Here is a 23522-nt window from a genome sequence, read left to right as displayed (position 1 = left end):
GATGATGTTCCGGCTAAGAGGTCCAATCGGCAATCCAGATTGCGCAGGGATTTATCCAGTTTCGGCAACAGGCGGTCTGAAACTTCACTTTTGTCATTTCGGCGAGTGACTGATGATCGATATCGGCAAGCAGCAACCAGATGCCCGCCCGGTAGTGGACACCCACGACGTGGACGAGGCGCGAGAGGCGATCGGACGGATCTTCTGCCCGCATTTTCTGCTGGTCGATGGAGCTTGGAAAAGCGGCTTTCACGCGGTTCATGATGTGGTTGAGGAGCCGGGTCACTCCATCAATGTCGTGTCTTACGGATCCGCGGTGGAAATCGACCCCGGCGAACTATCTCGCTTCTTTCTACTGCAACTGCCCATAAAGGGTCGTGCGGTCGTTCGGTGCGGCGGCAAGGAAACCGATGTCGCAGAAGGCCGTACGGCAACGCTCTTGTCCCCAACGCTCGCGACCCGCATGCGCTGGGCAGAAGGGTGTGAAAAGCTGATCGTGCTGTTGGAGCGTGAGCTCGTGGAAAGCCACTTCGAGACCCTGGCGCATGAGCGATCCGATCGTATCGAGTTCGAATCGGCGATTGATCTGACCCATGGCATCGGCCAAGGGATCTTTCAGCACAGCATGTTGATGTCAGGCGCTGCCAAAGGCATCGGCCATTTTCCGGAAGCCTACCGGATCATGCTTCGGGACGGTCTGGTCAATCTGCTCCTGCATGGGCTATCGCATAACCGCAGTGGTCGCCTCCAGCGGTCAAGCCAGGGTGCCGGTCCCGTGCCGGTGCAGCGTGCGGAAGATTATATCAGGACGAATGCCGAACAGCCGATCACGGCAGCCGATATCGCCGAGGCAGCGGGCGTTCCACTGCGCACGCTTCAGGACAGCTACCGGAAAGCGAAGGGACGGACATTAATGGCGGCGGTACAAGATGCACGCCTTGAGCTTTTGCGTAAAACCCTGTTGACGCCGTCCGGCGATATCAGCGTCGCCGATGCCGTCTTCGCGTCCGGTCTCGGCCATCTTGGTCGTGCCGCCTTTGCTTACAGAGAGCGGTATGGCGAAACGCCCTCTCAGACACTGCGACAAAGCAGAGGATGGTCTTGAGGTCGTGGCGAAGGGGCTGAGCCGCCTGATGGATGGTGTTTCCCCACGCACAGACAGCCGCGGGGAACTGCGATGTGATATGCATCACCTTTGCCCCATCGGCGCAAATACTTTAAGCCTAAACATACCCAGTGGTGTTGACGTGCCTCGGCGGCCCTCCGGTATGGAAAAGTTGCGCCCGGATGGTTTCTTGCGCAAGAAATGTGCATGTGCATACAGATCTGTCCTCTCCGATATGCAAAAATATGCAGTTTAACGGTCCTAATTTCACTCTGCGCAACTATTTTAGGTTTAAATCTTTCCCGGTTGACATCTACTCAAAAGTAGAAATATGATTTTGCATATAAAAGGCGCAATTGTCATAAGGGGAACCATCATGGCCGAACGGTCATTTGCGCGCGAGGTTGAAGACCTCAAGCTGGGTGAAGGTGAAATCTTCAGCGGCGAGGGGATTCTCGCCATTACCAAAGCGCTGCTGCAATCCGGCGTGTCCTACGTAGGCGGCTATCAGGGCTCGCCAATTTCCCACCTCATGGATGTTTTGGCCGATGCAAAGGATGTGATGCAGGAGCTCGGTGTCCACTTCGAATCCTCGGCCTCTGAAGCAGCCGCTGCCGCGATGCTGTCCGCATCTGTCATGTATCCGGTGCGCGGCGCCGTGACCTGGAAATCGACCGCGGGTACCAATGTTGCCTCGGATGCGCTGTCCAACCTGTCTTCCGGCGGTGTGACGGGCGGTGCGCTAGTCATCATCGGTGAGGATTACGGCGAAGGCTCCTCCATCATGCAGGAGCGCAGCCACGCTTTTGCGATGAAATCGCAGATGTGGCTTTTGACGCCGCGTCCAAATCTCACCTCCATTGTCGATGCGGTGGAAAAGGGTTTCGAGCTTTCCGAAGCATCCAGCACGCCCGTCATGCTGCAGGTCGGCATTCGCAGCTGTCACGTCCATGGGCAATTCGTCGCCAAGGATAATAAGCGCCCGTCCTATACGTTGAAACAGGCGCTGGAAAATCCGGTGCGCGATCTCAACCGCATCGTTCTGCCGCCGGCATCCTTCCAGCATGAGAAGGACAAGCTGGAACGCCGCTGGCCGGCAGCCGTCGAGTTTGTCAAAACCAATAAGTTGAACGAGTTCTTCGGTCCGTCCGAAGGCGAGGTCGGTCTCATCCTCCAGGGCGGCCTCTATAACAGCACCATGCGAGCCCTCCAGCATCTCGGTCTTGCCGATGTCTATGGCAATAGCCGCATTCCACTCTACGTCATGAATGTCTCCTACCCGCTGATCGACGACGAGATCGTCGCATTTGCCGCGGGCAAGAAGGCGGTGCTGATGGTAGAAGAGGGCGCGCCGGAATATATCGAACAGGCCCTTCATACGTTGATGCGCCGCCGCGATATCCAGACAAAGATTTCCGGCAAGGATCTGCTGCCCATGGGCGGCGAATATACCACGCCGGTGCTGATCAAGGGCCTGACCGGTTTCCTTGAGGTCAATGCCCCGCAGCTTCTCGGCAATCGTCCGCCAGTTCCCGATCCATCTGCCGTGTTGAGCGACCCGAAGGTGAAAGCACTGGCTGAAGTCGTGCCGGCGCGTCCGGCGGGTTTCTGCACCGGCTGTCCCGAGCGTCCGATCTTTGCCGCCATGAAGCTGGTGGAAAAGGAGCTCGGCCCCCATCATGTATCTGCCGACATCGGCTGCCATCTGTTCTCCATTCTGCCGCCCTTCAATATTGGCGGCACGACCATGGGCTACGGGCTTGGCCCGGCTTCCGCCTCAGCCTTCAACGTTGAAGCGGACAAGCGCTCGATTGCGGTGATGGGCGACGGCGGCTTCTGGCATAACGGCCTTGCTACCTCCGTCGGCAATGCCGTCTTCAACAAGCAGGATGGCGTCACCATCATCGTCGACAATTTCTATGCTTCCGCTACAGGCGGCCAGGATGTCCTGTCGTCGCGCGCCGACAACCCCAACCGAAAGACCAACAATTCGATCGTCAAGGCGGTGAAGGGCATCGGTGCTACCTGGGTCAAGCAGATCGACCGCACCTATGATGTGGCGAAAATGCGTGACACGCTTAAAGAGGCGCTGACCACCGATGAAAAAGGCCCGAAGATCATCGTTGCCTCATCGGAATGCATGCTGAACAAGCAACGTCGCGTAAAGCCGCAATTCGCCAAGGCGGTGAAGGATGGCAAGCGCATGGTGAAGGAACGCTTCGGCGTGGATGAGGATGTCTGCACCGGCGATCACGCCTGTATTCGATTGTCCGGTTGTCCCTCTCTTTCGGTCAAGCATACGGACGATCCGCTGCAGGACGATCCGGTCGCGGCGATCGACAATTCCTGTGTGGGTTGCGGCAACTGCGGCGAAGTCTCGGAAGCGGCGGTTCTCTGCCCCTCCTTCTATCGGGCCGATGTCATCCACAATCCGACTAAGACCGACCGGTTTCTCTATCGCCTGCGCTCTGCGGTGATCGAATGGCTGCAAAAGCGCAGAAACGCCTCGCGCGTTCTGTTTCCGGCTTGAGGAGGAGAGATCATCATGGATAGTCTTCAATCGCAGTTTTCGTCCGTTCTTTCCGCCGACAAGCCGCTTTCCATCGCCATCCTTGCCATGGGTGGGCAGGGCGGCGGCGTTCTGGCGGACTGGATCATCTCGCTTGCCGAAGGCCAAGGCTGGGTCGCGCAGACGACGTCGGTTCCAGGTGTCGCGCAGCGTACCGGCGCGACCATCTATTATCTCGAACTGCTGAAAGCGCGTGAGGGCGAAAAGCCGATCCTTTCCTTGATGCCGACACCCGGCGACGTCGATATCGTCATTGCCGCGGAACTGATGGAAGCCGGGCGCTCGGTAATTCGCGGCCTCGTCACGCCGGACAAGACGCTGCTGATCGCTTCCACCCATCGTTCATATGCGGTCGGTGAAAAGGAAAAGCCGGGCGATGGCATCGGCAACCCCACTGTCGTGGTCGATGCGACGGATTTCGCCGCCAAGAAAACCATCGCTTTCGACATGGATACGCTGGCCGTCAAGAATGGCAGCGTGGTGTCCTCGGCGCTCTTTGGCGCGCTGGCCGCCTCCAAGGCATTGCCTTTCTCCAAGGATGTCTTTGAGGCGACAATCAAATCCGGCGGCAAGGGCATCGAGGCCAGCCTTCGGGCCTTCAATGCCGCTTACGAGCGGGCGACCAAGGGCGAAAACGACAAGCTGTCCGCAACGCCCGTCAAGAAGCTGGAAGAGTTGCCTGCTTCTGCCGGCCATCCCGTGCTGGATAGGCTGATTGCCCGCATCCGCGCGGAGTTTCCGCAAAATGCGCATTCCATGCTGTATGCGGCTGTGAAGAAGCTGACCGAATTCCAGGATCCGGCTTATGCGGATGAATACCTGACGTGCGCCGCCTCGCTTCACAAGGCAGATGCCGCCAATGGCGGCGCGGATAAGGATTATGCCTTCACCGCACAGGCGGCAAAATATCTGGCCGTCGCCATGGCCTATGACGATGTCATTCGCGTCGCGGACCTGAAAACGCGTTCGGCTCGCTTCGAGCGCGTGCGCAAGGAAGTCGGCGTCAAGGGCGATCAACTGCTCTACACGACGGAATACATGCATCCGCGCATGGAGGAAGTGTGCGGCACGCTTCCACGTAGGCTTGGCCAGTGGATCGAGAACAGTCCGAAACTCTTCGCATTCCTCAATCGCCGCATCGATAAGGGTCGGCGGGTGAAGACCGGCACATTGTTCTGGTTTATCGGCCTTTACGTCACCTCCGCCTTGCGGCGTTTCCGCCGGGGCAGTCTGCGCCATCATATCGAAGTCACGCATCGCGATGCCTGGCTGCAAAAGGCGGAAGAGGTCCTGGCTGCCAATTACGATCTGGCCGTGGAGGTTCTCGGCAATCGTCGGCTGGTGAAGGGTTATTCCGACACCCACAGCCGTGGTCTCTCCAAGTTCGACCGTGTCATGTCCGCTCTGCCCTTGCTCAGAGATCGCGAGGATGGCGCAGCTTGGATGCGTCGCCTTCGCCAAGCTGCTCTTCTGGACGAACAGGGTATTGCCCTGGACGGCGCTTTGAAGACCGTCGAAACGCTCTGACCGCGTCAGCCGCACAACAACCATAAGAAAGACGGCGCCGTGACCGCGGCGACCGTCCTCATCATGACCATGCCTATCCGTGTCGAATGTTCAGGGCTTCTGCTCTGCGCAAAAGGGGAACTTTATCATGACGCAACCTATTGAAATTTCGTCCTATGCGGCGATGAAGCCAGCAGAGATATCCTCAAGCAAAAGCCTGCTGGTGGTGGCGCTGTGCTGGTTCGCGATTTTTGCCGAAGGCTATGATGTGGGTGTCCTCGGCGCCATCCTTCCTGCCCTTTCAGTAGATCCTATCTGGAAGCTCACGCCCCTCGAACTGGGTGCCTTGGGCAGCTATACCGTGATCGGCATGTTGATCGGTGGCATTGTCGTTGGAACACTCAGCGAAATCTATGGCCGCAAGCCGCTGTTCATGGGCTGCCTCAGCCTGTTTGCCGCCTGCATGATCCTGACCTCCATGGCTCCGACCCCATTCTGGTTCGGGGTCAGCCGCTTCATCGCCGGTCTCGGTCTCGGCGGTATCATTCCCGTTGCTGCTGCGCTCACGGTGGAATATTCGCCCAAAAACCGCAAAAGCTTCAATTACGGCCTGATGTATTCGGGATACTCGCTCGGCATCCTGGCAGCGGCACTTTGCAGTCGCGGCTTTCTGGCAGACTACGGCTGGCGCGTGATCGTGCTTTTCGGTGCCGCGCCGCTGTTGATTGTGCCGGTCTTCTATTTCCTGTTGCCCGAATCCGTTGAAAGCCTCGTTCTGCGCGGCAAGCACAAGCAAGCGGCTGAAACGGCGAAACGCATGGGTGTTGCTGTACCGAAGACGGTTCAGAGAAACGCGAAGGGGCCGGGCTGGTCCGCCGTTCTCAAAGCCATCTTCGCGCGCGACAAGGCGTTCGAGACGATTTGCTTCTGGGTCGGTCTTTTTCTCGGGCTTCTGCTAGTCTACGGATTGGCACAGTGGCTGCCGCAGATCATGCGCAAGAACGGTTACGATCTGGGCGACAGCCTCCTCTTCCTCGCCGTTTTCAGCCTGAGTTCTGCGATTGGCGGCATCGTGCTCGGCACATGGGCAGACAGGTTCGGCATCAAGCGAACCGTCGCGCTCTCCTATCTGGTTGGTGCCATCGGCATTGCGGCGCTGACCTTCAAGAGCTCGATTGTGCTGAACTACGTCTTCGTCGCCATTGCTGGTTTCGGTACGGTCTCAGCTTCGCTCATCTTGACCGGCTTTCTGGCGCAGCGGCTTGATCCGACAATCCGCTCCGCTGGCACGGGCTTTGCGCTCAGCTTTTCGCGCATCGGCGCTCTGACAGGGCCGCTCCTTGGCGGCTGGATCGCCAGCACGAATCTTGCTCCCGAATGGAACTTTTACATTTTTGCGGCGGTAGCGGCCTTGGCGGCTCTTGCCACTGTGTTAATACCGTCATCCATTGGTCGATATGAGACGAAGTGATTGCAGTGTTTCGAGTTTAAGGGAGGGACTTTTGAGACTAGGTGCACCTAAGGAAATCTATGAGAGCGAAGCGCGCGTCGCGATGACGCCGGACAGTGCTCAAGCCTTGCAGAAACTGGGCTACGAATGCCTGATCGAGACCGGGGCCGGCAAATCTGCCGGTTTCTCCGATGATGCTTACCGGGCCGCTGGCGTGACGGTCGTCGATACCGCGGAGGGGCTCTACGCTGGTTCCGACATCATCGCTAAGGTTCGCCCGCCGGAGGCTTCCGAGATCGACCGGCTGTCTGTGGACAAGACGCTGATTTCCTTCTTTTATCCGGCACAGAACCAGGCGCTGCTGCAGCAGGCAAAGGAAAAGGGTGCTACCGTCATTGCCATGGACATGGTGCCGCGCATTTCGCGCGCCCAGAAGATGGACGCTCTGTCGTCCATGGCCAACATTGCCGGCTACCGTGCCGTCATCGAGGCCGGCAACAATTTCGGCCGTTTCTTCACCGGGCAGGTGACCGCCGCCGGCAAGGTGCCACCCGCCAAGGTGCTGATCATCGGCGCAGGCGTTGCAGGTCTTGCGGCCATTGGCACCGCCACATCGCTCGGTGCCATCACCTATGCTTTCGATGTGCGCCCGGAAGTGGCTGAGCAGATCGAGTCCATGGGCGCTGAATTCGTCTATCTCGATTTCGCCGATCAGCAGGACGGCGCGGCGACTGGCGGTTATGCCGCTCCATCCTCGCCCGAATTCCGCGAGAAGCAGCTGGCGAAATTCCGCGAGCTTGCGCCGCAGATCGATATCGTCATCACAACGGCACTGATCCCAGGTCGCGATGCTCCGAAGCTGTGGCTCGCCGATATGGTGGCCGCGATGAAGCCCGGCTCCGTGATTGTCGATCTTGCCGCGGAACGTGGCGGCAATTGTGACCTGACCGTTCCTGACCAGCGTATCGTTTCCGACAATGGCGTCATTGTCATCGGCTATACGGATTTCCCGAGCCGGATGGCGGCGCAGGCCTCGACGCTATACGCCACCAACATCCGCCACATGATGACCGATCTGACGCCCGCCAAAGATGGGCAGGTGGTTCACAACATGGAGGACGATGTCATCCGTGGTGCGACAGTCACTTACAAGGGCGAGATTACCTATCCGCCACCGCCGCCTAAAATCCAGGCGATTGCCGCCCAAAAGCCAAAGGAGAAAGCCAAGGAGCTGACGCCTGCGGAAAAGCGGGCGCAGGAAATCAAGGTCTTCAAGAAGCAGACCGTCAATCAGGTCGGTCTTCTGGCCATCGGCACGGCCCTTCTGCTTCTCGTCGGCACTTATGCGCCCGCAAGCTTCATGAGTCATTTCATCGTCTTCGTTCTGGCTTGCTTCATCGGCTTCCAGGTCATCTGGAATGTCAGCCATTCCCTCCACACTCCACTGATGGCAGTGACGAATGCCGTATCTGGCATCGTCATATTGGGCGCGTTGCTGCAGATCGGTTCCAGCAACTGGCTGGTCGTCATTCTGGCAGCACTCTCCGTGTTGATCGCGACGATCAACATTGTGGGCGGCTTCCTTGTGACACGGCGCATGCTCGCCATGTTCCAGAAGTCTTGAGCCGGGGGAGGGGATTATCATGACATTTGGTATTGTTTCAGCGGCCTTTGTTGCCGCAGCGGTTCTTTTCATTCTCTCACTCGGCGGTCTTTCCGGTCAGGAAAGCGCCAAGCGTGCCGTGTGGTACGGCATCACCGGTATGGCTCTCGCCATCATCGCGACTGTCTTTGGACCGGATGTCGGCAACTGGTTCATCGTGCTGCTGATGCTGGCTGGCGGATCCGTTCTCGGTTACTTCGTCGCGAACCGCGTGCAAATGACGGAGATGCCGCAGCTCGTTGCCGCACTTCACTCTTTCGTCGGTCTCGCCGCCGTCTTTATCGGCTTCAACGCCCATATTGAAGAGGCGCATGTCGCCTCTCTGGATGAGGCCTCGCGCTCGGCTCTCACCGGCTTTGCCGCCCTTCTGGCACACAAGACGCCGGTGGAACTGGCGATCATGAAGGTCGAAGTGTTTCTCGGTGTCTTCATCGGTGCCGTCACCTTCACCGGCTCGGTCGTTGCCTTCGGCAAGCTGGCGGGCAAGGTGGATGGTAAGGCGAAGAAGCTGCCTGGCGGGCATCTTCTGAATGCATCCGCCGCTGCACTCTCCATCCTGCTGCTGATCCTGTATTGCAATGGTGCTGGCGCCTGGACGCTGGTACTGATGACGTTGCTTGCCTTTTTCATCGGCTATCACCTGATCATGGGCATTGGCGGTGCTGATATGCCGGTGGTCGTCTCGATGCTGAACAGCTATTCCGGTTGGGCGGCAGCCGCGATCGGCTTCACCCTCGGCAACGATCTCCTGATCGTCACCGGCGCGCTGGTTGGCTCGTCGGGCGCGATCCTCTCCTACATCATGTGCAAGGCCATGAACCGCTCCTTCATTTCCGTCATCCTTGGCGGCTTTGGTGGCTCTAAGGGTCCGGCCATGGAGATCAATGGCGAGCAGGTGGAGATCGATGCCGATGGCGTGGCTGCAGCCCTCAACGAAGCCGATAGCGTCGTGATCGTGCCGGGTTATGGCATGGCGGTGGCGCAAGCACAGGCCGCGGTTTCTGAACTGACCCGCAAGCTGCGCGCGGCGGGCAAGACGGTCCGTTTCGCCATTCATCCGGTCGCAGGCCGTCTGCCGGGCCATATGAACGTACTTCTGGCGGAGGCGAAGGTGCCTTACGATATCGTGCTGGAAATGGACGAGATCAACGATGACTTCCCGAGCACGGATGTCGTGATCGTTATCGGCTCCAACGACATCGTCAACCCGGCGGCACAGGAGGATCCGAACTCTCCAATCGCCGGCATGCCGGTGCTGGAGGTGTGGAAGGCAAAGCAGGTCTTTGTGTCCAAGCGCGGTCAGGGCACCGGTTATTCCGGCATCGAGAACCCGCTGTTCTTCAAGGAAAACACCCGAATGTTCTACGGCGACGCGAAGCAGAGCGTCAGCGCGCTCCTGCCATTGATTTCCTGATGCAAAAGGAGGCCTCGTCACTCCCGTGACGAGGCCTTCACACTTTAACCCGTCACGCGGAGCGCCAAAGCTCGATCAAGCCGCCAGACGTTTTTAACACGGGGTCGGTTGCGGGGACGGGAAGAGAGCGGATCAACGCCAGCATTTCTCTCGTTGCAGCTTCGCGCTGGATATCCGCCTCCTGACCGGGCGGATAGGCACCCACGACTTGAAAATCGCTCGAACTTTCCAGTCGCTTGTGCCCGGTTCCTGCTGGCAGAAGCAGGCAATCCCCTTGTTTCACATCGAGTATCTTCCCATCCGGCCCACCGATCTGGAGCCTGGCATTGCCACGACCGACGCCGAGCACCTCATGGGCGCCGCTGTGATAATGATGATAGGCAAAGACGCCGTTTCGCCAGACGCCCGTCCAGCCATGATCGTGGAACATGTCCTCCAAAGCCGATGAATCGAGATCGCTTCGGATATGGCTGTAGACGAGAACGGGGAGCGTAGGGTGATTGGGAACCCAGTCGCTGGACGGCAGGGTAAAGTGGTCGACCTTCATCGTTTCATCCTTAGCAATGTTAGCGGTGTTGAATGAACGCCGATGGAGGCTTGGAGTTCGTCGAAGGGTTGCCAGTGCCGTGGAGGTGACGATGTTCTTGGGAGGATGCTTCAGATTTCGTGGCGACGAATGTTGCGCAGAATCTTGTGCAAGGTCGTCACGAAGGCGCGATATTCGTCATCGTCGATGTCTTTGAACATCCGGCACATGTCGTTGTACATGATCGGCCAGACATCCTCGAACACGGCGCGGCCTTCATCGGTGATGGTCACATCGCGTACCCGCATGTCGTCGGCACGCGGCACGCGCCGGACAAGGCCCTGCTCCTCCAGCGAATCCAGCGTGCGGCTCATGGTCGATTGTTCGGTCACGGCGAAGACGGAAAGCTCGTTGATGGTCAGCGACGAGGAGACGTTCAGCACCGCAAGAGCGCGCATCTTCACGGTGGTAACGTCGCGTGCCTTCATGTCTTCGGCAAGGTTGGCATTCCACCGCGCCATGATGCGGTTCATGATATAGGGTGCAAAATTGTTGAGCCCGATCTCGCCGAGACTTGGAATGCGTTTGGTCTGGTCGTCGGGATTACCGAGAAATTCGACGGAAAAGCCATTATCCATGTGCTTTTATCCCTTCATCAGCGCAAAGACGAGGCGAGCAGGAAACCGGACCCGCCTGCAAGGCCCGGCCCAGGATGCGTGGACGCCCCGATATGGTAAAGACCCGCAACATGGGTCTTGTGGTTAACCGAGCTTTTGAACGGACGCCAGAGAAAGAATTGGTCGAGCCCGCAGAAGCCGCCGTAAGGATCTCCGCCCACGAGGTTCATGTTCATTGCCTCGAGGTCTGTCGGCGCGTAAGCGCGGCGCTTCAGGACGATCTCGTCGAAATTCTCGATCTGTGCGCGCAGCATGGCCTCGATACGGTCGGTAAAGGCCTCTCGCAGCGTCTCCGTCCAGCGTCCGTCCGCTGGGCAGGCCAGCTCATTGGCAGCATCACCCTTGATATGACGCGGCGTATCCGGCACCTGCAGCCAGAGAATATGGCCCTCATCCGGCGCGCGGCTCGGATCGAAGGAGGTCGGCTGGCCAACGCAGACCGTTGGCTCGGCAGGCAGAAGGCCGCGCTCGGCCTCGTTGGCCGAACGGGAGACGCCATCGAGGCCAGGTGTCAGATGCAGCAGCGCGACCTTGCTCAGCTCTTCGCCTGCGCGCCAGCGGGGCGATGCCTTCAGCGCATAATGGATCTGCATGTTGCCCTTGCCATATCGATAGCTGGCAAGGCCTTGCTGCACCGGTCGCGGCAGGCTTACGGACGCGGCGTTCAGCAGGCGCTGATAAAGCTGGTGCGGTGTCACGGAGGCAATAACCCCTTGTGTCGCCCGCAATTGCTTTCCATCCGCAAGCGTGACGCCGGTTGCCTTGCCGGAGCTATCCACATTGATCTGCGTGACATCGGCGCTTTTCATGATGCTCCCGCCCTGATCCGTGATCAGCCGCTCGAAGGCCAGCAGCAGATTGTCCGCGCCGCCCTTGACGATCGGGCAACCGGCCGCCTCAATGGCAAAGCCGATAACGCGCGTCATCTCGGCGGAATAGGCGCTTTCCGGCCCAAGGCCGCAATGCAGTGCCCAGGGCGCAAAAAGCCCGCGCAGTTCCTCGGAGCGGTAGGTGGTTTCGAGATAGCCTCGCGCAGGCGACAGAGCCTCGCCGAAAAATGCAGTGAGGCCCTTCAGTCCCCGTTTCCAGACTTCGCGGCCCAGCAGCTTGGCTGTCGCTGTCGACCAGAGATTACCGCCAAGCAGGCCGAAGACGAAACCGGCATTGCCCGCGAAACGCGCCATTTCACGGTCGAAGGCTTTGCCATCCCCATCGGCGATGCCATCGAAATGGGCGATGTTGCGTGCGCGATCCGTCGAGAGAATGGCATGCGTACCATCCGGCCGCAGCACGCCGGTTGGCGTTGATGTGTGGCAGAACTCCAGCCCTCGGGTCTCCAGATCCTTGCCCAGAGCCGCGAAGGCAGGCGACGTGAGGAACAGGACCATGGTCGTTGCCATGACATCGTGCCGGTAGCCCGCAAGTGTTATTTCTTCTGTGCGCAGGCAGCCGCCAATGCGGTCGTTTCTTTCGAGCAGCAGGACACGTTTGCCCTTCTTGCCTAAGAGAGCTGCGGCGACCAGCGCGTTGATACCGCTTCCGACGATGATGTAATCAGGATCAGCCATGGGGAAACTCCACAGACGCAAGAGGCGGTATCGCGATGGGTGAAAAGGGTCGGAGGCGCTAAGCTCCCCTCCGACCGACAGATGAGACTGCGGCGGACTTTGGCCTAGATAACGAGCGCCAGCGCGCGTACCGGCGAGCCGGTTCCCTTGACGAGCTTCAGCGGTGCCGCGATCAGGATTGCGCCCTTGGCCGGCAACTGGTCGAGATGGCAGAGGCTGGCAAGACCATACTTGTTGGCCTTGTGCATCAGATTATGGGCAGGGAAGGGCGGGTTCATGTTACCTGCCGAGCCTGCATCCGTGCCGATGGTTTCCTGGCCCCAGCCGATAATACCCTTGGAGAGAAGATATTCGATGGCTTCTGCCGTCGGACCAGGGGAATGGGGGCCATTTTCATCGGCATTCAAGAAGGTTTCCGTAGAGCCATTGCGCTTATACCAGTCGGTCCGCAGCAGAACCCAGGTGCCGGCTTCGATCTCGCCATGTTCGGCTTCCCATTGCTGGATGCTTTCGACCGTCAGCAGATAATCCGGGTTCTCAGCCGCTTCTTTCGAACGATCGATGACGTTGACCGGTGCGACAAAATTTTGCGGGGGAATGGTATCTGTCGTGTTTTCGGCATTGTCTTTGCCGGTAATCCAGTGGCAGGGCGCATCGAAATGCGTGCCGGTATGTTCGCCAAGCTCCAGCCAGTTCCAAGCCCAGAAGGGGCCATCCTGGTCATAGGCGGAAATGGTGTGGACCTTCACATTGGGCGTGTTCTTGCCGAACTGCGGCGGCAGATAGAGAACCGGCGTGTCCGGCCCAAGCGGCGCCGTCAAATCCACAACCTTCACCTTGCCGGAAAGCAACCCGCTGGCAAGTCCTGCAATCATCGAAGCATCGGTCATTCAAGTTCCCCTTATTTTGAACCGTCTGTTCCTGCTTCGTCAGCGTTGCTGAAGAAGCAGATGCGATAATGGGAAAACCTATGACCAAAAATATGGATATGCAAGAATTTTGTTTAAGCTTCAACTGTTTTTTAAAGGCGGTTTAAGCGCAGCGATATGATCTCAAAGTGAATGTAGCGAGGGACATAGCGTCCGCGCCAGACCGTGCCCGATGAAATCCGCTAGAACCTCCAGCAGTCAGAAATCTGTACACGCATATATTGGAGGCCAAACGCATGACGAAATCAGCCGAGCTGAAGAAATCTGAGGTTGGCAATCCCGTGTCGACCGCCGCCAGACTATTGCTTGAAGCTTTGAGAATGTTGACCGCGCATCATGAATGGTGTTCTAGACTACCGATAAGAGCATGCCGTGGGAAAAGCAGGCAAAGGTTTTGCCGCCAGGGTATGGGTTAAAGCAAGAAACTTGAAGGGCGGGCCACAAACTTCAGAGGCCACGGCAAACTTCGAGACAAGGGACGGGTAATGGCGGCTATCGATCTGGAAGCGATCATCAGCGATACACAGGATGGCAAGAAACAGGAACTGCGCCTTTGGCTGCGTCTGCTGTCCACCACCAAACTCATCTCCCAGGAAATCCGCCGTCGCCTGCGCCGCGAATTCGGCGCGACGCTGCCGCAGTTCGATCTTCTCTCGCAGCTCTATCGCGAGACCGACGGCCTGCGCCTTGGCGAACTCTCCAAGCGCACCATGGTTACAAACGGCAACATCACCGGCTTGGTCGAGCGATTGGAGGCCGACGGCCTCGTCATCCGCGAGCGTCTCCCGGACGACCGCCGCGTCATCGTCGCTTACCTCACCGACAAGGGCCGCAAGACCTTCGATGCGATGGCCAAGGCTCATGACGGCTGGTTGAAGGATATGATGGCTGACGTGGATCCTATCGTGATCTCCGGGCTGATTACACATGTCGGGCAAGTGAAGCAGTCTACGCGCAATCATCTTTCGGGGGATGATGGAGAAGAGGAGTGAGTTTCCGCGCCTGTAAGATGTCGCGTTAGTCACAGTCTCCCGGACGTCAGGCATAGTCCAGGTGACTACGGAATAAATCGAGAGGAGCCGGCTGGTCCCTCAAATTGGACTACTGCTTTTTTTCTGCGGTCGGTTCGCGTGCATTGCCTTCCATGGCCTGAAGGGCTCCGGCGGCAGCCCTGCGCGCCTCTTCTTTCGCTATGCGCAGCCTTTCATTCAAGTCAGATTGCTCAGCCTGCGTTCTTTCCGGATACGCTCCCTGCGCCCGTTCGCCACTGGGAAGCAAGCTTACGGTGTTGAGCAGGTTAATCATGAAGGCTATCGCTGCGCAAATGAGGAATATGAGGACGAAACCCATCCGCCCCTTCATTATCCCTTTCTGCATTCACACCTCGTCTTCAATCCCAATGGGGATTTGACTCTATTTGGAACTGCACCAGGAGCGAGACGGTGGTTTCCATTGATCGTTAGCTTTACACTCACGGTCGCGTAGCGGGTCCCCAAGATCCTCGAAGGCCCGCGTCGCAGACAGAGAAAGCGAAGATTTATTGCGGCTTCTTCTGCTTGCTGGCCTCAACGGCCTTCGCTCCCAAAGTAGGAGCCGCAGCCGGTGGCGCCTTGTCCTTCTTCGGTTTGCGGATTTCCTTGTTGCTTCTCACTTGACCCTTAGCCATTGGAATCTCCTCTTCAAAAGAAGAAACTGCCGCTCTTTGCGGCTGAATAGCAAGAGAAATCGGAGCGATGGCGCTCACAGTTGTGCCAAATGAGGCGTACTCTATCTAATGGGATCGAAATGCATTGCTGAGAATTTGGTGGAGCTAAGCGGGATCGAACCGCTGACCTCTTGCATGCCATGCAAGCGCTCTCCCAGCTGAGCTATAGCCCCATAAGGGTTCCGGTATATTTGATCCGGTTCCGGGAACCGAAGCGGTTGTTTCCGTTCGGTGGCGGCTTGATACTTCTCATGAATGAAGATGGCAAGCCGAAAAATTCGCCCGGTGACATTTTTTTGTAACCGGGCGAAAAAACTTTGGAAAATCAGGCTTCTTCGTCGTCGCCGCCGACGCCGATAATGCCGGAGACGTCGTCATCGTCGTCATCTTCATCGGCCTCGAGGAAGGTGTCGTCGTCATCGTCCAGCTCGACATCGTCATCGCCGATATCATCGGGAACTTCGTCGTTATTGTTGTCGCCATCGGCGTCTTCCAACGAGACGAGTTCGACGTCCGTGCTTTCGGTATCGACTTCTTGAACGTCGTCTTCCTCAGCCTGCTCCATCTTGGCTTGCGCTGTCGTTTCCTCGAAGAAGGAAAGCGGCCAGGACTTGCCGGTGTAAGGGGAGACAACCGGATCGCGGTTTAAGTCGTAGAATTTCTTGCCGGTATCCGGGTCGGTGCGCTTGGTTCCAAGTTCCGCTTTTGCCACTGTCAAAGCCTCGAATTTTTGAATGAGTTCGGTCTTAACGCCGTGAATTCGGCAGTAGACGGTAAATTTATAGCCGGTCCCCTTAATCCTTGGCGTGGTGCCTGTCAAAGATAAACTGCATGGGATTGCGGGGGTGGAAGTTTTCGGCTGCTTGCGGGGTGAATGCTCCCATTCTTTATGATAAAGCCCGCGCCTAAGGCAAACGTCCATTCGAGAGTTTATCCCCATGACTTTTACGATCGCCATCGATGGCCCTGCAGCGGCAGGCAAGGGTACGCTTTCGCGCAAGATTGCCGAGGTTTACGGCTTTCATCACCTCGATACAGGCCTGACCTATCGCGCCACGGCCAAGGCGCTGCTCGATGCCGGCAAGCCTCTGGATGACGAGGCGATTGCGGAAGAGACCGCACTCCATCTCGATCTCGCCGGACTGGATCGCTCGGTTCTCTCGCGACATGAGGTGGGCGAGGCGGCTTCGAAGGTTGCGGTCATGCCCGCCGTGCGGCGCGCACTGGTGACGGCGCAACGTGCATTTTCGCTGCGCGAGCCGGGTACGGTCCTGGACGGACGCGATATCGGCACAGTTGTCTGCCCGGATGCGCCGGTGAAGCTTTATGTGACGGCTTCTCCCGAAATCAGGGCAAGACGTCGTTATGACGAGATTGTCGCGAGCGGCGGTGCTGCCGATTACGAGGCGATTTTCGCAGATGTGAAGAAACGTGACGAGCGGGATATGGGCCGGGCTGATAGTCCTTTGAAACCAGCGCAAGACGCGCACTTGCTTGATACGTCGGAAATGAGTATAGAGGCGGCGTTTCAAGCGGCAAAGGCGATTATCGATGCCGCGATGAAGAAATAAGAATTGTACGGGAATCGGCATGTCCGATTTCCGTTCTGGAATGTCCCGAAAGCATGCCCTGCGCCGGAAAGCCTTGCACGACAAGGCGGGCATGGATTTTGGGAATGATCAACGCAAACCCCCGGCGCTTGTGTGTCCTGTAATAATCGGACACTTCAGGAGATTTAATGTCTGTAGCTACCCCCACGCGCGACGATTTCGCAGCCCTGCTCGAAGAGTCCTTTGCTTCCAACGACCTGGCCGAAGGCTATGTTGCCAAGGGCATCGTAACGGCGATCGAAAAGGATGTCGCGATTGTTGACGTTGGCCTCAAGGTCGAAGGCCGCGTTCCGCTCAAGGAATTCGGTGCCAAGTCCAAGGACGGCACGCTGAAAGTCGGCGACGAAGTCGAAGTTTATGTCGAGCGCATCGAAAACGCTCTGGGCGAAGCCGTTCTGTCGCGCGAGAAGGCTCGCCGCGAAGAGAGCTGGGTCAAGCTCGAAGCCAAGTTCGAAGCTGGCGAGCGCGTTGAAGGCGTTATCTTCAACCAGGTCAAGGGCGGCTTCACGGTCGATCTCGACGGCGCTGTTGCCTTCCTTCCGCGTTCGCAGGTCGACATTCGTCCGATCCGCGACGTAACGCCTCTGATGCACAACCCGCAGCCCTTCGAAATCCTCAAGATGGACAAGCGTCGCGGCAACATCGTCGTTTCGCGCCGTACGGTTCTCGAAGAGTCCCGCGCCGAGCAGCGTTCTGAAATCGTTCAGAACCTCGAAGAAGGCCAGGTTGTTGACGGCGTCGTCAAGAACATCACCGATTACGGTGCGTTCGTTGACCTCGGCGGCATCGACGGCCTGCTGCACGTCACCGACATGGCATGGCGCCGCGTCAACCATCCTTCGGAAATCCTCAACATTGGCCAGCAGGTCAAGGTTCAGATCATCCGCATCAACCAGGAAACCCACCGTATCTCGCTCGGCATGAAGCAGCTCGAGTCCGATCCGTGGGATGGCATCTCCGCCAAGTACCCGGTTGGCAAGAAGATCTCCGGTACGGTCACGAACATCACCGACTACGGTGCATTCGTCGAGCTGGAGCCGGGCATCGAAGGCCTGATCCACATTTCCGAAATGTCTTGGACCAAGAAGAACGTACATCCCGGCAAGATCCTGTCCACGAGCCAGGAAGTCGACGTTGTCGTTCTCGAAGTCGATCCGTCCAAGCGCCGTATCTCGCTCGGCCTCAAGCAGACGCTGGAAAATCCATGGCAGGCATTTGCCTACAGCCATCCGGCCGGCACTGAAGTCGAAGGCGAAGTCAAGAACAAGACCGAATTCGGCCTGTTCATTGGCCTCGAAGGCGATGTCGACGGCATGGTTCACCTGTCGGATCTCGACTGGAACCGTCCGGGCGAGCAGGTCATCGAAGAGTTCAACAAGGGCGATGTCGTCAAGGCTGTCGTTCTGGACGTTGACGTCGAGAAGGAGCGTATCTCTCTCGGTATCAAGCAGCTCGGCAAGGACGCTGTGGGTGAAGCCGCAACGTCTGGCGAACTGCGCAAGAACGCTGTCGTTTCCGCTGAAGTTATCGGCGTTAACGAAGGCGGCATCGAAGTGAAGCTCGTCAACCACGAAGACATCACCTCCTTCATCCGCCGCAACGACCTGGCACGCGATCGTGACGATCAGCGTCCGGAGCGTTTCTCGGTTGGTCAGGTTCTCGACGCCCGCGTCGTCAACTTCTCCAAGAAGGATCGCAAGGTCATGCTTTCGATCAAGGCTCTGGAAATCGCAGAAGAGAAGGAAGCCGTCGCTCAGTTCGGTTCGTCCGACTCCGGCGCTTCGCTCGGCGATATCCTTGGCGCGGCTCTGAAGAACCGCGGCGAGTAATCGTCAGCCTATGAGACATGAAGAGCCCGCCGGAGCGATCCGGCGGGTTTTTTGTTGTTGTTTTTCAGACCTGGGATTCGTGTAAGTTCGCGGTCTCGTGGACACACGGGACGGTAGGTTAGGTGAAGTTGCCCATTCGCAAGTAATAAGACTCAGCATCACCCACCCGGCCATCTTCTCGCGCACCTTCGGAAACCGAATGATCGACCGGCTCATCATTGGCGGCGACGCGCTCTTCCTCTTCGAGTGGCTCGTCTGGATGATTCTGCTGTGCGTCGTTCTGGTCCGGATGGTTCTGCCCAGCCTCTTCTTCAGCCCCTCCTTCGCCCTCACCATCAGAGGAAGGCCAGCGACCGCGGGGCGGTGCGTCCTCGTCGCGCTTCTGCTCCTCGATCGGGTAGTTGACGAAAGGAAGCGGTGTGCCCGGCTTGGTAATCAGCGAGGCAACCGCGGATTGGAGCGCGGCCTGCTCGAAGGCGAGGCTCTTTCCGTCGGCTGTAGCTAAGGCGCTCGCAGCGGCCCGCGCTTCCGGGCGAAGCATCGCTGCCGGGCTCTCTTCATTTGCAGCGCCAGTTGAATGGCCTTGCGTCTGCCCAGACGTCAGGAATTGCTGCGTCTTCGGAGCCTCAGCATCCGAGGTTTCTTCATGCGGCACGATAGGCGGCGCGGAAAATGTGCTTGGCAGCGGATCGGCGCGCTCGGGCAGTCTGCCGAGCAGCACGGCCAGCAACAATGTCTCCATGTCCTGTGGGCTCGCGCCGCGAAACTGCCTCGCAATCGTCGCGGCATCTGTCTTCAGGAACGGGGTAAGCGGGGCATGATCCGCAGCACCATCCTGCGTGATCATCGGCACGTCTGCGCTCTGCGGAGGCAAGGTCAATAGACCGGCCTTGCTTGATGGTGCGGGCTGCGGAGAAGACTGAGCGCACTGTTCAGGAGGCAACGCTTGAGGCGTGCTGAGTGGAGCGTCCGCGTTCTGAGCGGTTATTTGAGAGGGGAGCGGTGTCTGCGTGGTCGCTTTCGCAAAAGCCTGCGTTGCGGGCGAAGCGGTGTTTGACGCTGGCTGGGCGTCCGCCTGTTCTGCAGGCGGCGCCGGAGAGATGGTCGCGGGTTTACGTGTCAGAGAATCGTTTTCACCAACGGGGAGTGGCAGTCGAGATAGAAGTGTTGCGGGCGGCGGCCCGTTGACCGGTCGAAGATTAAGGGAAGGGCTATCCGGGAGGAGATCCTGAAGATAGGGCGGCAGCGCCACCTTCACGCCGTCCTCGGACTGGCCGACACGGGCAAGTTCCAGCATCGCGGCCAACCTGGCAGCATTCGGCCCTGCGTTGTTCTTCAGAATGTCGAGCATTAGCGCAATGGTCATGCCCTTCAGCAGCGTTCCCAGTTGCTGTTCGAGTGTCGCTCTCTGCGCTATCGGCAGAGATTGAAGGGCCGAGGTGAGACGGTTCACATAGGCTCCTGCGTCTTCTCCTTCCAGACGCTCCATTCCCAGAAGCGAACCCAGAACTTCTGCGAGCACGGTTCCGGTGCGGTGAAGCTCGGCTTCCCCGGAGATTGCGCGGGCAGCGACGACGGGGATATTAGGGGAGGTGTCGGAGATGGCTTGTGGGGTGGTCGGCTGGTTGGCCGGCGACGCGACCGCATCCGGCTTTTGCCCCGGGGTCTGCGGGGAAAGCTCTCCTGCTGTGACGGCACTGACAGGCGGCAGCATGGCACGCTCTTTCTTCTGTCCGAAGCGCGTTGATCCGCTGTCATCGCGTCGCAGCTTTGATGCTCAAGGGTGCGCGCGAGCCCTTGCTCCTCATCCGCACCGCCAGGATATGATCTCCTCAGTCGACCGCATCAAGGCAAGCGAAGGGAATCACTACGACCAATCATGACGGCAAAATATTAATCGACCGCTAACCATAAGTGCGGGCCCCGGCACTCATCGACGTCTTCAGCTATGGGCGAAGATGTCGGTATCGTCCCAACCGAGAAGGTCAAGCTTGGCGCGCGTAGGCAGAAAGGCGAAGCACGCTGTGGCGTGATCGTAGCGTCCGTCGCGTATCAGCCGGTGGGTGAGCTTATCGCGCAGTGCATGCAGGTGAAGAACGTCGGATGCGGCATATTCGAGCTGCGCTGGGGAGAGTGTTTCAGCTGCCCAGTCTGACGATTGCTGTGCCTTGGAGATGTCGATCTCCAGCATCTCTTTCAGATTGTCCTTCAACCCGTGCCGGTCCGTATAGGTGCGGCAAAGCCTTGAGGCTATTTTGGTGCAGAAGACGGGCGTCGTCGTCACGCTGAACGTGTAGAACAGGACGGCTATATCGAAGCGCCCATAATGGAAAATCTTCTCGCGGCTTGGATCCTCCAGCATGGCGACGAGGTTTGGTGCCTCTTTTTGTCCCGCCGCGATGCGCACCACGTCCGCCGTGCCGTCACCTGGCGAAAGCTGCACGACACACAGCCTGTCGCGGCGCGGAACCAGCCCAAGCGTTTCCGTATCGACAGCGATTGCGCCTGTATAGCGCGCGGCATCGCTCGCAGAAATATCGCCTTCGTGATAACGGATCTTGGCAGCCATTTGGTACTCCGAATTACGCGCTTTACGGTTTCGGCTACAGCATCGGCCCAAAAAACCGAACCCGATTTTCGAACCTAGGCGTAGACTTGAAGAATACAAAGCATCCTTTGCGCGTCCAGAGGATGCACGGCGCTCTATAGCGCATCGTGGTTGCTGGCGATACCGCTTTCGGCCTTGAAGCTCTTGCCTCATCAGCCGGTCGCGGTCTAGGTTGCTGCCATACTCCTGCCAATCACGAAATCTCTTCATCCATGACCAAGAAAATCTACCTCGCCGGACCTGAGGTCTTTCTCTCCAATGCTAGCGAAATGCTGGATGCTAAGGCGAAGCTCGCTCGCGAAGCTGGCTTCACGCCCCTATCTCCTGGCGACCTCGAAATTCCACCGGCAGATACCAAGACAGGCCACGGCTGCAACATCAACGCCATCGATGAGCATATGATGCTGGAGGCCGACGCTATCATTGCCAATCTGACGCCTTTTCGGGGGATCGCCGCCGATGTTGGCACGAGCTTCGAACTCGGCTTCATGTGTGCTCTCGGTAAGCCAGTGTTTGCCTATACGAACATGGCAAAGAACCATTTTAATCGCATCCACGATCATTATGCTGGCGCGGTGGAACTGGCCGATGACGGGCGTTACAGAGGGCCAGACGGGCTTTCGGTGGAGAATTTCGACATGATCGACAATCTCATGCTGCATGGCTCGATCCTGCGCCGCGGCGGCGGCGTAATCGTCGGAGACGCGACGCCTGACGAACTCTACACCGATTTGACGGCATTCAAAGAGTGCCTGAAGCTTGCTGCGGCGAAGCTTCGTTAAAACAACTGCATCAAGCGGAGAGCAGATATGACAGCCACTATCCTCATCACCGGCGCGACCTCCGGCTTCGGCCTTTCCACCGCGCGTCTTTTCGCGAACGAGGGTTGGAAGGTGATCGGTACAGGCCGTCGCGCCGAGCGCCTTCAAGCTCTGAAAGACGAACTCGGATCGTCCTTCCATGGCCTGGCATTCGACATCACCGATGAGGGCGCGATGCGCTCGGCTTTCGTAGATCTGCCGCAAGAGTTTGCCGCAATCGATGTGCTGGTCAACAATGCCGGCCTCGCTCTCGGGACGGCCGCTGCGCCGCAAGTGCCGCTTCAGGACTGGCACACGATGGTCAACACCAATATCACCGGGCTGTTGAACATCACCCACCACCTGTTGCCGACGTTGATCGAGCGTCGCGGCATCGTCGTAAACCTCTCATCGGTCGCCGCAAGCTGGCCATATGCCGGCGGCAATGTTTACGCTGGCACCAAGGCGTTCCTGCGCCAGTTTTCGCTTGGCCTTCGCTCGGACTTGCATGGCAAGGGCGTGCGCGTTACGTCGATCGAGCCTGGGATGTGCGAGACCGAGTTCACCCTGGTGCGCACCGGCGGCAACCAGCAGGCGTCCGACACGCTCTACAAGGGCGTCAATCCGATCCTGCCGGAAGATATCGCCAACACCATTCATTGGGTGGTGTCTCAGCCGAAGCATATCAACATCAACAGCATCGAGTTGATGCCGGTAAACCAGTCTTTCGCGGGGTTCCAGGTTCACCGCGACGCGTGACCTATTCGTCAAGAGGTCAGGGCGCGAGGCGGTAGTGATCAAAAAAAAGTCACAGCAACATCAGTTATGCAATGCTTGCATTGCTGCCCTGCGAGCGTCGCGCTTTTCAGTCCGAGAGGACAAGAGTATATATTGATCATCGAAACGACGCACTCCTCCTCCCAGCGTCTTTCGATGTGGATTGGCGATACTCCTCCTCCCAATTGCCAATCAAGTTCAAAGCCTGCCGCACCTCCTCCCGCGGCAGGCTTTTTCTTTTTCAGATACACTTCTGACATTCTTCTCTGCCGACAGCTTAGAGCGCGACCATCTTTTCATGCGTGGTCGCAGCCTTGCCGGTAGTCAGGCTTCGGCTGCCATACTCCATCTCGACACGCTTTATGCGCTCTCTCTTCAGCCCATAGACGATATAGGCGGAGATGCCAGCTTCTACGGCAGGCTCGATGGATGCCGTATCCGATCGGTCAACGAACATGGCAATCGCCCGGCTGACGGTGCGCGTCAGTTGGAACAGATGCTCCATCATATCGCTGTTGGGATCTTCAAGATCGATGACGATGACGTCCGGCTGTAGCGTCTTGATGGTACGGGCAACGCCGTTGACCTCGTGAATGACGGTGACGCGCATATGGCCTGCTTCGCGCAGTCCTTCCTCGGTAATCAAGGCGCGGATGGCGTTTTCATCGATCACAAAACTGGTCAGGTCTGAAGTGTCATGCGGCATCAATGACGCAGCGTAACCAAATTGGAAATCTTTTTCATCACGACTAAATTTTGGGCAAATGCCGTTGAGCACAGGTTTAT

General features: G+C 58.1%; 20 protein-coding genes, 1 tRNA gene and 1 pseudogene. 11 read left to right on the top strand and 11 right to left on the bottom strand.

The genetic code is table 11. The features are described from left to right. Nucleotides 1–112 precede the first annotated feature (112 nt). From ACQZ5M_RS19295 to ACQZ5M_RS19270, 6 genes are all read left to right on the top strand, one after another. Nucleotides 113–1105 (top strand): AraC-like ligand-binding domain-containing protein, encoded by a 993-nt coding sequence (locus ACQZ5M_RS19295; protein ID WP_449080579.1) that lies wholly within the window; start codon nt 113–115, stop codon nt 1103–1105. 376 nt (nt 1106–1481) lie between these two features. Next, a complete protein-coding gene (locus ACQZ5M_RS19290) occupies nt 1482–3635 on the top strand; it encodes a thiamine pyrophosphate-dependent enzyme (RefSeq protein WP_449080578.1) in 2154 nt (717 codons plus the stop codon). A 15-nt stretch (nt 3636–3650) separates the two neighbouring features. Further along, entirely contained in the window at nt 3651–5201 is a 1551-nt protein-coding gene (locus ACQZ5M_RS19285) for an indolepyruvate oxidoreductase subunit beta family protein (RefSeq protein WP_449080577.1), read from the top strand. Nucleotides 5202–5328: 127 nt separating this feature from the next. After that, nucleotides 5329–6651 carry an MFS transporter gene (locus ACQZ5M_RS19280; RefSeq protein WP_296075845.1) on the top strand — a complete coding sequence of 441 codons (1323 nt, stop codon included), beginning with the start codon at nt 5329–5331 and terminating at the stop codon, nt 6649–6651. Nucleotides 6652–6682: 31 nt separating this feature from the next. Next, nucleotides 6683–8254 (top strand): Re/Si-specific NAD(P)(+) transhydrogenase subunit alpha, encoded by a 1572-nt coding sequence (locus ACQZ5M_RS19275; protein ID WP_449080576.1) that lies wholly within the window; start codon nt 6683–6685, stop codon nt 8252–8254. Nucleotides 8255–8273: 19 nt separating this feature from the next. Further along, nucleotides 8274–9707 carry an NAD(P)(+) transhydrogenase (Re/Si-specific) subunit beta gene (locus ACQZ5M_RS19270; protein ID WP_449080575.1) on the top strand — a complete coding sequence of 478 codons (1434 nt, stop codon included), beginning with the start codon at nt 8274–8276 and terminating at the stop codon, nt 9705–9707. A gap of 52 nt (nt 9708–9759) precedes the next feature. On the opposite strand, the gene ACQZ5M_RS19265 is transcribed toward ACQZ5M_RS19270, so the two are convergent. From ACQZ5M_RS19265 to ACQZ5M_RS19250, 4 genes are all read right to left on the bottom strand, one after another. Continuing rightward, nucleotides 9760–10254, bottom strand: a complete 495-nt coding sequence (locus ACQZ5M_RS19265) for a cupin (RefSeq protein ID WP_296102847.1) — start codon at nt 10252–10254, stop codon at nt 9760–9762. Nucleotides 10255–10364: 110 nt separating this feature from the next. Next, a complete protein-coding gene (locus ACQZ5M_RS19260; RefSeq protein ID WP_449080574.1) occupies nt 10365–10871 on the bottom strand; it encodes a MarR family winged helix-turn-helix transcriptional regulator in 507 nt (168 codons plus the stop codon). 17 nt (nt 10872–10888) lie between these two features. Further along, complete coding sequence (locus ACQZ5M_RS19255) at nt 10889–12478, bottom strand: phytoene desaturase family protein (protein ID WP_449080573.1); 1590 nt, start codon at nt 12476–12478, stop codon at nt 10889–10891. A gap of 104 nt (nt 12479–12582) precedes the next feature. Further along, entirely contained in the window at nt 12583–13368 is a 786-nt protein-coding gene (locus tag ACQZ5M_RS19250) for a cyclase family protein (protein WP_449080572.1), read from the bottom strand. Nucleotides 13369–13892: 524 nt separating this feature from the next. Between ACQZ5M_RS19250 and ACQZ5M_RS19245 the strand changes: the two genes are divergently transcribed. Then, on the top strand, nt 13893–14399 hold the full coding sequence (locus ACQZ5M_RS19245; RefSeq protein ID WP_296084557.1) for a MarR family winged helix-turn-helix transcriptional regulator: 507 nt from the start codon (nt 13893–13895) through the stop codon (nt 14397–14399). 109 nt (nt 14400–14508) lie between these two features. Here the strand turns inward: ACQZ5M_RS19245 and ACQZ5M_RS19240 are convergent, their stop codons facing one another. From ACQZ5M_RS19240 to ACQZ5M_RS19225, 4 genes are all read right to left on the bottom strand, one after another. Next, nucleotides 14509–14784: a hypothetical protein gene (locus tag ACQZ5M_RS19240; protein WP_296084560.1), complete on the bottom strand. Its 276-nt coding sequence runs from the start codon at nt 14782–14784 to the stop codon at nt 14509–14511. Between the two features lie 160 nt (nt 14785–14944). Next, nucleotides 14945–15073 carry a hypothetical protein gene (locus ACQZ5M_RS19235; protein WP_296035784.1) on the bottom strand — a complete coding sequence of 43 codons (129 nt, stop codon included), beginning with the start codon at nt 15071–15073 and terminating at the stop codon, nt 14945–14947. Between the two features lie 136 nt (nt 15074–15209). Then, a tRNA-Ala gene (locus tag ACQZ5M_RS19230) sits at nt 15210–15285 on the bottom strand. Nucleotides 15286–15437: 152 nt separating this feature from the next. Further along, nucleotides 15438–15824 carry a TIGR02300 family protein gene (locus ACQZ5M_RS19225; RefSeq protein WP_296035780.1) on the bottom strand — a complete coding sequence of 129 codons (387 nt, stop codon included), beginning with the start codon at nt 15822–15824 and terminating at the stop codon, nt 15438–15440. A gap of 226 nt (nt 15825–16050) precedes the next feature. Between ACQZ5M_RS19225 and cmk the strand changes: the two genes are divergently transcribed. Together cmk and rpsA are read left to right on the top strand one after the other, a co-directional pair. After that, entirely contained in the window at nt 16051–16683 is a 633-nt protein-coding gene (gene cmk / locus ACQZ5M_RS19220; RefSeq protein WP_296084563.1) for a (d)CMP kinase, read from the top strand. A 167-nt stretch (nt 16684–16850) separates the two neighbouring features. Further along, on the top strand, nt 16851–18551 hold the full coding sequence (gene rpsA / locus ACQZ5M_RS19215; protein WP_296017851.1) for a 30S ribosomal protein S1: 1701 nt from the start codon (nt 16851–16853) through the stop codon (nt 18549–18551). 118 nt (nt 18552–18669) lie between these two features. On the opposite strand, the gene ACQZ5M_RS19210 is transcribed toward rpsA, so the two are convergent. Further along, a complete protein-coding gene (locus ACQZ5M_RS19210) occupies nt 18670–20265 on the bottom strand; it encodes a hypothetical protein (protein ID WP_449080571.1) in 1596 nt (531 codons plus the stop codon). 228 nt (nt 20266–20493) lie between these two features. Next, nucleotides 20494–21120: a ribonuclease D gene (locus ACQZ5M_RS19205; RefSeq protein WP_296017848.1), complete on the bottom strand. Its 627-nt coding sequence runs from the start codon at nt 21118–21120 to the stop codon at nt 20494–20496. A gap of 251 nt (nt 21121–21371) precedes the next feature. On the opposite strand from ACQZ5M_RS19205, the gene ACQZ5M_RS19200 reads away from it, so the two are divergent. Together ACQZ5M_RS19200 and ACQZ5M_RS19195 are read left to right on the top strand one after the other, a co-directional pair. Beyond that, a complete protein-coding gene (locus tag ACQZ5M_RS19200) occupies nt 21372–21941 on the top strand; it encodes a nucleoside 2-deoxyribosyltransferase (RefSeq protein ID WP_296017846.1) in 570 nt (189 codons plus the stop codon). Nucleotides 21942–21968: 27 nt separating this feature from the next. Next, entirely contained in the window at nt 21969–22718 is a 750-nt protein-coding gene (locus ACQZ5M_RS19195; protein WP_296017843.1) for an SDR family NAD(P)-dependent oxidoreductase, read from the top strand. A 376-nt stretch (nt 22719–23094) separates the two neighbouring features. Here ACQZ5M_RS19195 and ACQZ5M_RS19190 read toward each other — a convergent pair. Further along, nucleotides 23095–23446 (bottom strand): annotated as a pseudogene (locus ACQZ5M_RS19190) (ANTAR domain-containing response regulator); the annotation flags it as partial. Between the last annotated feature and the right edge of the window lie 76 nt (nt 23447–23522).

This window comes from Rhizobium sp. 22-785-1 (assembly GCF_053521965.1).
Note: the sequence above shows the minus strand (reverse complement) of the source record. Positions and strands in the feature narration are given on the sequence as shown.